Raw genomic sequence first — 12,223 nt, forward strand, 5'->3', positions numbered from 1 at the left:
GGCGGTGGGCTCCCACCCGGCGGCCGGGGCCCACCGCCACGACTGCCCTCCGAGCCGTCGGCAGCGGCCGGTCAGAGGTCGTAGAACCCGCTGGAGGACGTGGGTGAGGGCGGCCCCGTGGGCGCTGTGCTCGACGGCGAGGCCCCGGGCGAGGTCGGGTCCGGGTCCGGGCTCGTGGGGTCCGGGTCCGGGCTCGTGGGGTCCGGGTCCGGGCTGGTCGGGTCCGGGTCCGGGCTCGTGGGGTCCGGGTCCGGGCTCGTCGGGTCCGGGTCCGGGCTGGTCGGGTCGGGTGCCCCGCCGCCGTTCCCCCCGCTCCCGCCGTTGCCGCCGTTCCCACCACCACCGCCGTTGCCGGTGCCGCCGCCGTTCCCGGACCCGCCGTCGCCGCCGGGCGACCCCGGGCCGGTGCCGCCACCGTTGCCGCCGGCCGCGCCCCCGCCGTTCCCGTCCGCCGGGGGTGCGTCGTCCCCGGGCTCCTCGGAGCCGTCGGCCTCCGGGCTCTCCGGGCTCGGGTCGGGGTCCTCGGGGGTGTTCTCCGGGCTCGGGTCGCCCTGCTCCCCCGCGTCGTCGCCGTCCTCCTCGTCCCGGGGCTCCTCGGCCTCGCGGGTCGGGACCTCCTCGTCGTCGGTGCCGTCCACGTCCGGCGCCGAGGTCGGGTCGTCGGTACCCCGCGGTCGGGTGTCGGGCAGGTCGGTCTCACCCGAGGTGAGACCGAGCGTGACGACGGTACCGAGGACCGCGGCGAGCAGGACGCCCGTACCGGCCGCGACGGTGTTGCGGCGGGTACCGGCGAGCGCGGCCTTCCGCAGGCCGCCGCGCGGCTGCTCGGGCGGCTGAACGCCACTCACCGCCGTGATCACCTGGGTGCTGTCCTCGCTGCCCCGCGGGATCATGACGGTGTCGGCCCCCGGCGCTGACGGCGCCTTCTCCGGCACGGCCACCGGGTGCACCGCGGTCGCCGGGGTCTGCGCCGGCAGGACCAGGTCCTCGACCAGGGCGAGCGCGCGCCGACCGGCGTGGACACCGCCGGAGTCGGCCAGCGCCGCCCGCAGCGCCACCGATGCCTCCAACTCGGCTCGCGCCCGGTCCAGTTGGTCCCGGCAGATCGCGAGCACGCCCAGCTCGTGGTGGAAGTACGCCTGGTCGGCGACGAAGCCGGCCGCACGCGCGCACTCCTGCCCGGTGCGCAGCATCCGCTCCCAGACGCCCCATCGAAGCGCCTGCGCCAGCTTCGGCGCGGCGGCCCGCACCAGCGAGGCCACCGCCTCGTGGTGCCCGGCCCGCTGCGCGGCCCGCGCGACAGCCAGCAGCGTCTCCGCCTCGGCCGCGACCGGGCGCGGCCCGGGGTCGGCGTCCGAGAGCCACCAGGCGTAGTGCTGGGCGGCGCCCAGGGCGCGCTCCGAGGCCCCTTCGGCATAGCCGGCGGCGGCCAGTGCCCGGCCGACCCCGCCGGCGATGCGGACGTGGTCACCGGTGGTGGAGAGCAGCCCGGCGCCGTGCAACCGGTCGTGGTCCGCGAGGACGGTGTGGTCGCCGGTCAGCGCGGGCAGTTGCGCGGCGGCGGGAAGCGCGCCGCCGAGGGCGACCGCGATCCGCAGCGTCTCGCGCGCACCCTCGGGGAGCGCCGCGGCGAGCGCTGCGACGAGATCGCCGGGCTCCGGCAGGGGCCCCGGGGCGCGACCGCCGTCACGGAGCCGCAGGAGCTCGCCGGCCTGCGCGAACCGGACGGGGAGGCCCTCGGTCGCGGACCAGAGGTCGCCGGCCCAGTCGGACTCCTCGTCGGTGAGGGGGCGCCCGGCGAGGTTCTCCAGCAGTTCGAGGCAGCCGGTGCGGCTGAGCCCGCCGAGGACGATCTCCTCCAGCCGGGAGTCGGCCCCGGCGCCGTGGCTCCCGGGGGTGGCCGTCAGGAGGAAGGCGCATTCGGGGGTGGCGTCGAGCAGCTCCTCCAGGGCGTTGCCGGTGAACTCGACGTCGTCCACGAGGACCACGGCGCCGACGCCGCGCAGCGCGGCACGGAGCTCGGCGGGGGCAGGGCGGTGGCCGGGGGCGTCGTGGGCGGCGCCGTACAGCTCGTGCTTGATGTCCGTGGCGGTGCGGTGGTGGCCGCTCAGGCGTATGAGCCCGTCGGGCGCGAGGTCGGCGCAGTCGCGGGCCACGCCGTCCAGCAACGCGGTCCGTCCACTGCCGGCGGGTCCGGTGAGGCGCACCGAGCGACCGCGGGAGAGCAGCCGGGCGAGTCGCTCGCGCTGGTCCTCGCGCTCCAGCAGGACCGGGCGCGGACCGGGGACGGACGGGTCGGGGAAGCTGCGCCCCGCCACGGGCCGCCGGCCGGGCGGGCAGGACTCTATCTGACTGCCGTCGACGGGGTTCAGGGTGAGGAGGAAGTCGCCGGCGATCAGTTCGGCGGGGCGCCGTGGACCGCCGCCGTTGTCCCGCGACTCATGACCGTCGGGTGCCGGGTGGTCGGTGTCCATGGTGTCGTTCCCTCGAAGCGGAGGCGGACGCCGCCGTGGGCGGTCGTCCGGGGCGGGCCGTCGGTCGACTGGACCCACCCTGACGAGGGAGTCCAGAAGTACTGTCGTACCACCGTCGGCGGGCCGGCCGACGACCAGGGCCCGGCGGCCCCCCGATTTGCCCCGCTTCACACCCGCGATCCGCCGTCGCGCGGCCGGACACGGCCGCTCGCCGCGGCCTCCGCCCGTCGGCCGGGCGCCGCTACGGGGTGATGGTCAGGATCCGGTGGAGCCGGGTCGCCACCAGGAGGCGGCGCATGCGCGGCGGGACCTCGCGCAGCACGAGGCGCCGGCCGCAGCGGCCCGCCCTCCGATGAGCCCCCATGATCACCCCCAGCCCCGTGGAGTCCCACGCGTCGAGCTCACGGAGGTCCAGGACCAGGTCGCCGTGGCCGGAGTCCACGGCGTCGTGCAGCGCGGATCGGGCGTCCGCGGCGCTGCGTACGTCCAGGCGACCTCCGACGACCAACTCGGTGTGGTCGCCCCTGATGTGCATACGCTCTCCCCGCTCGGGCCGCCGGCCGTGGTCATCGGGCCGGTGGCTGTGTCGCCGTTCTGGCTCTGTCTGCACTTCTCGTGGCGCCCCGGGGGCACCGCTCCGCTCCCCCCGTCGGGCGTCACCCGCTGCCGCCGCCCCGCGGCGCGCACCGCGTCGGACGGGCGGAGCGGGACGCCGCCGCCACCCGGCGGCACGCCGCCGCCTGTCGTCCCGATACCCCGGTCGGCGGCGGCGTGCCCTGCGGCCGGGGTGTGCTTCCTGGGTGGGTTCGTGGCGTGTGCCGTGAGGGCCCCGTCGAGCGCACGGAACGACGCCGGCGGCGGCGACCGGAGCCGGTCGCGGGGCGCCCCTCCCCAGATGTGACGGGCCTACAGGCCGACAAGTTGCCGACTCGGCCGATTCCGTCACGGAATTCACCCGTGCGTGTGAACGCTCGGACCCGCATGGTGACAAACACGGTCGGCGCCCACGACGCCGACCCCGGTTCCGGGCGCGCCCGTGACGGGGTCGGGGCGCGCCCGGGGCCGCCGCCGGCACTCGCTCCGGGGCGGCCACGCGGCGTCCCGCGTCAGTACCGGTAGAAGCCCTCGCCGCTCTTGCGGCCGATGACACCGGCGTCGACCATCCGCCGCATCAGCTCGGGCGGGGCGAACTTCTCGTCCTGGGACTCGGTGTAGATGTTCTCGGCCGCGTGGGTGAGCACGTCGACCCCGGTGAGGTCCGCCGTGGCCAGCGGGCCCATGGCGTGGCCGAAGCCCAGCTTGCAGGCGATGTCGATGTCCTCCGCCGTGGCCACCCCGGACTCCCGCAGCTTCGCCGCCTCCACGACCAGGGCGATGATGAGACGGGTCGTCACGAACCCGGCGACGTCGCGGTTGACGACGATGCAGGTCTTGCCGACCGACTCCGCGAACCCGCGCGCCGTCGCAAGCGCCTCGTCGCTGGTGCGCACGCCACGCACCAGCTCGCAGAGCGCCATCATCGGCACCGGGGAGAAGAAGTGGGTGCCCACCACCCGCTCCGGCCGCTTCGTCGCCGCCGCGATCTTGGTGATCGGGATGGCGGAGGTGTTGGTCGCGAGGACGGTCTCGTCCCCGACGATCCCGTCGAGCGCGGAGAAGATCTCCTGCTTGGTCTCCAGCCGTTCGAAGACCGCCTCCACCACGATGTCCGCGTCCGCCGCGGCGTCGAGGTCGGTGGTGGTGGTGATCCGCCCCAGGGTCTCCTCGGCCAGCTCGGCCGTCAGCTTCTCCTTGGCGACGAAGCGCTGGAGGGACTGCTCGATCCCGCCGACGCCGCGGGAGAGCGCCTCGTCGGTGACATCCCGCAGCACCACGTCCCATCCCGCTCGTGCCGAGACCTGGGCGATGCCGGACCCCATGAGTCCGGCACCGATGACAGCGAGCTTCCTTGCCACGCGAGATCCCTTCGCCGTTCGTAAAGTGCCTGCGCCGGAATGTAACCGCCCGGAAGGGTGCTTGGGGAGTGCCAGGGACGCGCGTCACGTCTCACATGGCGGACATCACACCGGCGCCGGGCGGTAGCGTTCACGCATGGTCAACCTCACGCGCATCTACACCCGTACCGGAGACCAGGGCACCACCGCCCTGGGCGACATGAGCCGCACCCCCAAGACCGACCTGCGTATCTCCGCCTACGCGGACGTCAACGAGGCCAACGCCGCCATCGGCACCGCACTCGCGCTCGGCGGGCTCGACGGCGCCGTCGCGGCCGTGCTCGTTCGGGTGCAGAACGACCTCTTCGACGTCGGGGCCGATCTCTCCACCCCGGTGGTCGCCGACCCCGAGCACCCGCCGCTGCGGGTGCTCCAGACCTACGTGGACCGGCTGGAGGAGGACTGCGACGCCTTCCTGGCCGACCTGGAGAAGCTGCGCAGCTTCATCCTCCCCGGCGGCACGCCCGGGGCGGCGCTGCTGCACCAGGCGTGCACCGTGGTCCGCCGCGCCGAACGCTCCACCTGGGCGGCCATGGAGGAGCACGGGGCCGCCATGAACGCGCTCACCGCCACCTACCTCAACCGCCTCTCCGATCTGCTGTTCATCCTGGCGCGGGTCGCCAACAAGGAGACCGGCGACGTGTTGTGGGTCCCGGGCGAGAACCGCTGAGAGCGTGTGTGAGACCCCACGTCGGCTCAGCTCGCGGCGCCAGATGCGGTCAGCTGCAAGACGGGAGGGGCACCCTCATACCGGGTTGTATTCGGGTGTTCCTGACAACGCAGCAGATGGCCGTAGTTGGCGTCGCGGGCCCGGCGTGGGGTCTCAAACACGCTCTGAGCCTCACCCCGGCCCCCGGCCGGTCGGCCCGGCGACGGGCCGACCGGGCCCTCCCGGGCCGGGCTCGGCGGTGTACGGCGGTTCGGCGGTGGGGCGGTCCGTCGGCCCGGCGGTCCACCGGTCCCCGGGTCGGGGGCGTGCCCACCAGAGCGCGGAGAGCGCCACGAGACCGTGGATCAGCGCGATCCGCAGTCCCAGGTACTGCCCGTCCCCGAGCACCCGGTCGGCCACCGCGCCGTCCGCCGCCACCGCCTTGAGCAGTTGGAGGACGGCCGAGGCGAGGACGACCGCCACCAGCGTCTGTCGCCACAGCGCGAGTTCGAGCCGGATGCGCTCCCACCCGCGAGCGGGCGGCTTCGGGGGCTTCGGTCCCCGACCGGCCCGATGGGCGGCGTGGGCGTCGGCCCAGCGCACCACGCGGTGGCCGTAGGCGACGGTGAACCCCAGGTACAGGGCGGCGACGACGTGGCGCGGGCCGGGTTCGGCGCCGCGTGCCAGGTCGACGGCGGTGGCCGTCAGCAGCAGGACGTCGACGAGGGGTACGCAGAGCAGCAGCACGGCTCCGGCGCGCGGCCGGTGCAGCGCGTACCGCAGGGCGAGCCCGGCCCCCAGGACGACCCAGAACCCGATCTCGGCGGCGACGATCAGGGCGATGATCACGGGTGACCTCCTCAGTGGTGACACCACGAGACTGCCGCCGCGACCGGTCCCGGCGCGTCGTCGGCGGTGACGAGACGGCACCGGCGGAGTGCGACCTTCGATGCAGCGACCGGGGGCGGACCGGGGCACGGAGCCGCCCCGTCCACCCCCGGTGACCGGTGACCGGTCACCGGTCGGGCCAGGTCACGGTCCACCCCGGCCGCCGGTCAGCCCAGCAGGGCGACCAGCAGAGCCACCACGGCACCGACAGCGGAGACCGCAGCCCCGACACGGAAGCCGCGCTCCTTGGTGCCCTCCACGCGCAGCAGCTCCTCCTGCGTGCGGGTAGAGACCAGGTGGAGACCCCCGTCGGCGGGTGCGCCGACCACCAGCCGACCGGTGGAGTCGTCCGCCTCCCCGTGGACGAAGACCGTCCGTCCGGGCAGCAGGGCCCACTCCTCGTAGCGGTAGCCGATGGTGCCGCTGCGCGAACCGATCGGGAGGGAGAACGAACCGAAGCTGATCGTGCCGCCGCCCCGTCCGCCGCCCTTCTCGAAGGTGTCGAGGATCTTCTCCGGCTGGTCGACGCCCTTGCCGGGGTCGACCAGCACCTCACCGGTCCGATCCCGGACCAGGAACTCCGACCCGCTGGTGTGTTCGGAGACGACACGGCTGCGCTCCTGGCGCTTGCTGTTGCCGTTGCTGTCCCGGACGGTCTCCCAGTACTTGTGGGTGACCTTGTGGCGGTGCCAGACGCACTCCCGCTGCGCCAGCTGCGAGGTGAGCGCCTGTCCCGCGGGATGGGCGGCACCGACGACCTCCACCCCGTAGCGGAACTGGCCCGGCCCGGCCGCGTCACCGGCGGCGGTGCGCAGCTGGTTCACCTCGTCGGCGGTGAAGGTCTCCACCCGGCGCAGTGCCTTGGCGCGCCCCTGGGCGGAACGGGCGGCGAAGACGCAGACCACCGCGGCCACCGCCGCTATGAGACCGATCCAGATCATGGAATCCCCCTTGTCGTACCGATGAGCACGCCACCGGGCGCCCCACCGGTTCCGGGGGTGCCGCGCGGCTCGCCCTGGTCCCGTCCGTCCGCCGGGCGCGCCCGGCGCCGCGGCCCGTCCCGGTGCGGCGACCTCAACCTATCGGGCAGCATGGGCACCATGAGTCGGCGGCGACCGCATCGTGACGACCTGGTGATCTGCGTCGCCGGGCTGGCCGCCGGGGTCCTCAGCTGGCGGCTGGGGTTGTACAACGACCCGGCGACCGGAGCTCACCGGGGCGCGCTGGTGCTGGTGCCGTTGGCGGTGATGGCCGGCGCGGAGCTGCTGCGCCGCATCGCACCGCTGACCGGCTTGGCGGTGGGCGTGTTCGCTCTGGCCGCGGACGTGCTGGCCGGATCGCTGCTGGTCACGGTGGTGATGTTCAGCGACCTGGTCTATGCGGCGGCCTGCTACGGTCCGCGCCGGGTGGCGCGGACGCTGGTACCGGCCTCGGTGGCCTGCTCGGTGGCGGTGACGGTCGGGGTCCTGGTACTGGTGCGCGGGCCGGAGGCGCTGGTGGTCGGGGCGGTGCTGGCCCTGGTGACCCTGGCGCCGACCTCCAGCGGCCTGCTGGTCCGGTCGCACCGGGAGGCGGCCGACGCGGAGCGGTTGCGTGCGGAGCAGACGGCCCTGCTGGCGGAGATGGACCGCACCCAGGCGGTGGCGGCGGAGCGTGCAAGGGTGGCGCGCGAGCTCCACGACGTCGTCGCGGGTCATCTCTCGGCCATCGCGATCCACGCGACGGCGGCGCTGTCGCGGGAGGAGGCGGAGCCCCGGCGGCAGGCGCTGGGGGTGATCCGGGAGAACAGCACCCAGGGGCTGGCGGAGATGCGGCGACTGATCGGCATCCTGCGGGAGGCAGGGGACGCCACCGGCGACGGTACGGGGCGGCCGGTGCCCACGGGGCCGGCGGACCCGGTCGCCCCGACGCTCGGCGGAGTGGACGCGCTGGTGGCACGGTCGGGACGCGGGGGCGCCGCGGCGGGGCTGCGCTTCACCCTGGTGGACGAGGTCTCCGGCGCGGGGCCGCTCCCGGCACCGGTGGAACTCGCGGGGTACCGCATCGTCCAGGAGGCGCTGGCCAACGCCGTGCGGCACGCGGCGCCGGGAACGGTACGGGTCGAGCTGCGGATCACGGACGGGGCGCTGATGGTGGCGGTGCGCAGCCCGCTGGGTGAGAGCAGGTCGCCCCGGGTGGCGAGCGCCGGGGCGGGGCTGGTCGGAATGGCCGAGCGGGCCGATCTGCTGGGCGGGACGTTCACGGCGGGCCCGGAGGGGATGGCGGGCTCCGGGGAGGCATGGTGGGTGCGGGCGCGGCTGCCCCTGGCCGGAGCGACGGCCACGTCGGGGCGCGCGGCGGTTGACGAGGGCCACGGCGGCGCCGGCGCACGGGAGGCGGACGGGTGAACGGCGAGGGCGAGGACGGCGGGGCGCGGCGATCCCCGCTGCGCGTGCTGGTGGCGGAGGACCAGTCCGCGGTGCGCGCCGGTCTGGTGCTGATCCTTCGGGGCGCGCCGGAGGTGGACGTGGTGGCCGAGGCCGCGGACGGGGAACGCGCGGTGGCCGCCGCCCGTGAGCTGCGGCCGGACGTGGTGCTGATGGACGTGCAGATGCCCCGGTTGGACGGAGTGGCGGCGACCCGGATCATCGTCCGGGAGGGGCTGGCGGACGTGCTGGTGCTGACCACGTTCGACCTGGACGAGTACGTCTTCGGCGCGCTGCGGGCGGGTGCAGCCGGGTTCCTGCTGAAGGACTCGGAGGCGTCAGAGCTGCTGGCGGCGGTGCGGGCGGTGGGACGGGGCGAGGGCGTGATCGCGCCGGCGGTGACGCGACGGCTGATCGCCGAGTTCGGGCGGACGCCCGCGCGGAGCGAGGTGGCCACGGCCCGGAAGCGGGAGGCGCGTCTCGCGCCGCTGACACCGAGGGAGCGGGCGGTCCTGATCGAGGTCGCCCAGGGGTTGTCGAACGCGGAGATCGGACAGCGGCTGGGCATGGCGGAGGCGACCGCGAAGACGCACATCAGTCGTATGTTCGCCAAGCTCGACCTGCGCAGCCGGGTCCAGGCGGCCATGCTGGCGCGGGAGTTGGGGCTGCTCTGACCCGCAGGCGACCGGTGGCGCGCGGCGGCGGCCGGGTGAGAGGCCGTCACCGGATCGACCGAGGCGCCCCGGCGGGCCGTGGGTTCCGCATGGGTCGAGACCTATTGACCGTTGGTCTGGACCAGTCCTAATCTCAACGCATCTGCTGTGAGCGCATTCATGACAAGCCGTGCTCGCGGGCGGCGCAGATTCCCCCTCGATCTGTCTGACCGACCCCCCGGGAGTTCCCTTGCTGTCGACGATCTCGGAAGACCACAGATCCAGAACCAGTCGCAGGCTGGTCACACTCCTCGTCGTCCTCGCCCTTCCGCTCACCGCGCTCGTCGCGCTGGCGAGCCCGGCCCAGGCGGCGACCGCAACCGCGTCCTTCGACCGGACCACCCAGTGGGAGACCGGCTACGACGCCCGCTGGACCGTGACCAACACGGGCAGCACCCCGCTCCAGGGCTGGACCGTCACCTGGACCTTCCCCGAGGGCACCTCCACCTCCACCCTCTGGGACGGGGCCCTCACCCGGGACGGCAACCGCTACACCGTCACCAACGCCGGATGGAACGGCACGCTCGCCCCCGGGGCGAGCACCTCCTTCGGGTTCAGCGCCCGCGGCACGGGCGACCCGATCGACTGCCGCGTCAACGGCTCCCCCTGCGACGGCGGCTCGGACCCGACGGACCCCGACCCGACGGACCCCGACCCGACCGACCCGGACCCCACGGACCCCGACCCGACGGACCCCACCGACCCGACCGATCCCGGCAACCCGGGCAACCCCGGTGACCCGGTCGTCACCGGCTACTTCACCGAGTGGGGCGTCTACGACCGCAACTACCACGCTCGGAACATCGTCACCTCCGGCTCGGCCGAGCGGCTCACCCACATCAACTACGCCTTCGGCAACGTGCAGAACGGCCGCTGCACCATGGGCGATTCGTACGCCGCGACCGACCGCGCCTACACCGCCGCCGAGAGCGTCGACGGCGTGGCCGACACCTGGGACCAGCCGCTCCGCGGCAACTTCAACCAGCTGCTGAAGCTCAAGGAGCAGTACCCGCACCTCAAGGTCGTCTGGTCCTTCGGCGGCTGGACCTGGTCCGGGGGGTTCGGTGACGCCATGAAGAACCCGCAGGCGTTCGCCCGTTCCTGCTTCGAACTGGTCAACGATCCCCGCTGGGAGGGTGTCTTCGACGGCATCGACCTGGACTGGGAGTACCCCAACGGCTGCGGCCTGAGCTGCGACAGCAGCGGCCCCCGGATCTTCGGCGACATGATGAGCGCCTTCCGGGCCGAGTTCGGCGACCAGCTGGTGACCGCGGCCATCACCGCCGACGCCTCCGCCGGCGGGAAGATCGACTCGGTGGACTACGCCTACGGCGCCGAGAGCGCCGACCTGATCCACGTGATGACGTACGACTTCTTCGGGGCGTTCGCACCGCAGGGCCCGACGGCCCCGCACTCCCCGCTGACCTCCTACCCGGGCATCCCCTCCCAGGGCTTCAACAGCGCGGACGCCATCGCGAAGCTGAAGGCGCAGGGTGTTCCCGCCGAGAAGCTCACCCTCGGCATCGGCTTCTACGGCCGGGGCTGGACCGGGGTCACCCAGTCCGCACCCGGTGGCAGCGCCACCGGAGCGGCACCGGGCCGCTACGAGGCCGGCATCGAGGACTACAAGCTCCTCAAGGAGCGTTGCCCGGCGACCGGAACGGTGGGCGGCACCGCCTACGCGCACTGCGGCAACCAGTGGTGGTCCTACGACACGCCGGCCACCGTGCTGTCGAAGATGGCCTGGGCCGACCAGCAGGGTCTGGCCGGCGCGATGTTCTGGGAGCTGAGCGGCGACACCACCAACGGTGAGCTGATCCGCGCCATCGACCAGGGGCTCAACGGCTAGCCCCGACTCCCGGCGGGTCCCACCCGCCCCGTCCCGGCGTCGGCCGGGGAGACGGACCGCCCGCCGTCTCCCCGGCCGACGCACGTCCGGCCTGCGGACCCCGCGACCACGGCGCACAGCGGCGTGCGGCCAGGCACACGGGCTCCCGCGGCAGCGCAGGCGCCGGTTGCTCCCGGCGGACACGACGACGCCGCAGGCGCGTCGCCTGCGGCTCAAGAGAATGCGGGGGGGGTGCGAACTGGTGCGGGGCGGGTGACCTGCGCCACCCGGGCAACCGGCTGCCGGGACGACCGGGCGGGCGCCGGGTCGGCGACTCAGGCGACGTTGACGCGCTGGCCGGGCGGAGCCGCCTCCAGCCAGGCGAGGAACCCGGTGAGGGCGTCCTCGCTCATCGCCAGCTCCAGGTCCATCGACTCGTGCCGACAGGCGAGGACGACGGCGCCGGAGAGGAGCGCGAGCTCCTCCTCGCCATGGGGCCTGCGGCGGTCGCGCACCTGAATGCTGTCGCGCCGCAGCGTCATCCGCGGACGGGGCGCGTAGGAGAAGACACGGAACCACTCGATGTGGTCGCCGTTGTAACGGGCGACCCCGTAGACCCACCCCTTGCCGGGCGACGTACCCGCCGCCGGGGGGGTCCACCGGGCACTGCAGTCGAAGGTCCCGCCGGGCCGCTGGATCAGCCGCCGACGGACACCGAACGCGAGCAGTCCCACCGGCACCAGTGCCAGCAGGACCGCGCACACCACGAGTACGAGGACCATCTACGAGCGACCTCCTCGACTCCGGTGGAACGTCAGGACCGCGGTCAGTTCTTCCTGGCCGCTGCCGCGAGACGGACGTGGGCACGACGCTCCGCGTGGGAGTCGGTGTCGGCCTTCGCCTTCTCCAACGCACGCTCGGCACGCTCGACGTCGATCTCGTCAGCCAGCTCGGCGATCTCCGCGAGCACCGACAGCTTACCGTCCGCGTAGGAGAGGAATCCGCCGTGCACCGCCGCGACAACCGTGCCCTCCCCGCTCTCGCCGGTGGTGCGGATCGTCACGGGACCCGTCTGCAGCACGCCCAGCAGCGGCTGGTGGTTGGGCATGATGCCGATGTCACCCGACGTGGTGCGGGCGACGACCATGCCGGCCTTGCCCGACCAGACCCTGCGGTCCGCCGCGACCAGCTCGACGTCCAGCTCAGCCACGATGGCTCCTTAACGATGGAAAGCTGATGAGTGGGAAGTGGGGCCGTCTTCCGCGAACGGCT

Annotated in this window: 11 protein-coding genes; 4 read left to right on the forward strand and 7 right to left on the reverse strand. The window is 74.1% G+C overall.

Annotation, left to right across the window (positions count from 1 at the left end):
- Positions 1 to 71: 71 nt before the first annotated feature.
- The 3 genes from HCJ92_RS06540 to HCJ92_RS06550 all read right to left on the reverse strand — a co-directional run bounded on the left by HCJ92_RS06540 (position 72) and on the right by HCJ92_RS06550 (position 4,429).
- A complete protein-coding gene (locus HCJ92_RS06540) occupies positions 72 to 2,474 on the reverse strand; it encodes an ATP-binding protein (protein WP_167932485.1) in 2,403 nt (800 codons plus the stop codon).
- 241 nt (positions 2,475 to 2,715) lie between these two features.
- Positions 2,716 to 3,009 carry an STAS domain-containing protein gene (locus HCJ92_RS06545; protein ID WP_167932486.1) on the reverse strand — a complete coding sequence of 98 codons (294 nt, stop codon included), beginning with the start codon at positions 3,007 to 3,009 and terminating at the stop codon, positions 2,716 to 2,718.
- 571 nt (positions 3,010 to 3,580) lie between these two features.
- Positions 3,581 to 4,429, reverse strand: a complete 849-nt coding sequence (locus tag HCJ92_RS06550; protein ID WP_167932487.1) for a 3-hydroxyacyl-CoA dehydrogenase NAD-binding domain-containing protein — start codon at positions 4,427 to 4,429, stop codon at positions 3,581 to 3,583.
- A gap of 136 nt (positions 4,430 to 4,565) precedes the next feature.
- On the opposite strand from HCJ92_RS06550, the gene HCJ92_RS06555 reads away from it, so the two are divergent.
- Positions 4,566 to 5,138, forward strand: coding sequence for a cob(I)yrinic acid a,c-diamide adenosyltransferase (locus HCJ92_RS06555; RefSeq protein ID WP_167932488.1), 573 nt, complete (start codon positions 4,566 to 4,568; stop codon positions 5,136 to 5,138).
- A gap of 171 nt (positions 5,139 to 5,309) precedes the next feature.
- Here HCJ92_RS06555 and HCJ92_RS06560 read toward each other — a convergent pair whose 3' ends face one another.
- Together HCJ92_RS06560 and HCJ92_RS06565 are read right to left on the reverse strand one after the other, a co-directional pair.
- Positions 5,310 to 5,966 carry a hypothetical protein gene (locus HCJ92_RS06560; RefSeq protein WP_209310793.1) on the reverse strand — a complete coding sequence of 219 codons (657 nt, stop codon included), beginning with the start codon at positions 5,964 to 5,966 and terminating at the stop codon, positions 5,310 to 5,312.
- Positions 5,967 to 6,172: 206 nt separating this feature from the next.
- Positions 6,173 to 6,946, reverse strand: coding sequence for a GIDE domain-containing protein (locus tag HCJ92_RS06565; RefSeq protein WP_167932489.1), 774 nt, complete (start codon positions 6,944 to 6,946; stop codon positions 6,173 to 6,175).
- Between the two features lie 159 nt (positions 6,947 to 7,105).
- Here HCJ92_RS06565 and HCJ92_RS06570 point away from each other — a divergent pair, with 159 nt between their 5' ends.
- From HCJ92_RS06570 to HCJ92_RS06580, 3 genes are all read left to right on the forward strand, one after another.
- Positions 7,106 to 8,392: a sensor histidine kinase gene (locus tag HCJ92_RS06570; protein ID WP_167932490.1), complete on the forward strand. Its 1,287-nt coding sequence runs from the start codon at positions 7,106 to 7,108 to the stop codon at positions 8,390 to 8,392.
- On the forward strand, positions 8,389 to 9,084 hold the full coding sequence (locus HCJ92_RS06575) for a response regulator (protein WP_338054054.1): 696 nt from the start codon (positions 8,389 to 8,391) through the stop codon (positions 9,082 to 9,084). The genes HCJ92_RS06570 and HCJ92_RS06575 overlap by 4 nt, the downstream gene beginning before the upstream one ends.
- A gap of 232 nt (positions 9,085 to 9,316) precedes the next feature.
- Positions 9,317 to 10,972: a glycosyl hydrolase family 18 protein gene (locus HCJ92_RS06580; protein ID WP_167932512.1), complete on the forward strand. Its 1,656-nt coding sequence runs from the start codon at positions 9,317 to 9,319 to the stop codon at positions 10,970 to 10,972.
- Positions 10,973 to 11,286: 314 nt separating this feature from the next.
- Here the strand turns inward: HCJ92_RS06580 and HCJ92_RS06585 are convergent, their stop codons facing one another.
- Together HCJ92_RS06585 and HCJ92_RS06590 are read right to left on the reverse strand one after the other, a co-directional pair.
- Complete coding sequence (locus tag HCJ92_RS06585; RefSeq protein ID WP_167932491.1) at positions 11,287 to 11,733, reverse strand: DUF2550 domain-containing protein; 447 nt, start codon at positions 11,731 to 11,733, stop codon at positions 11,287 to 11,289.
- 44 nt (positions 11,734 to 11,777) lie between these two features.
- Positions 11,778 to 12,161 (reverse strand): F0F1 ATP synthase subunit epsilon, encoded by a 384-nt coding sequence (locus tag HCJ92_RS06590; RefSeq protein ID WP_167932492.1) that lies wholly within the window; start codon positions 12,159 to 12,161, stop codon positions 11,778 to 11,780.
- Between the last annotated feature and the right edge of the window lie 62 nt (positions 12,162 to 12,223).

The sequence above is a fragment of the Streptomyces spiramenti genome, assembly GCF_012034385.1.
Classification (GTDB): domain Bacteria; phylum Actinomycetota; class Actinomycetes; order Streptomycetales; family Streptomycetaceae; genus Streptomyces; species Streptomyces spiramenti.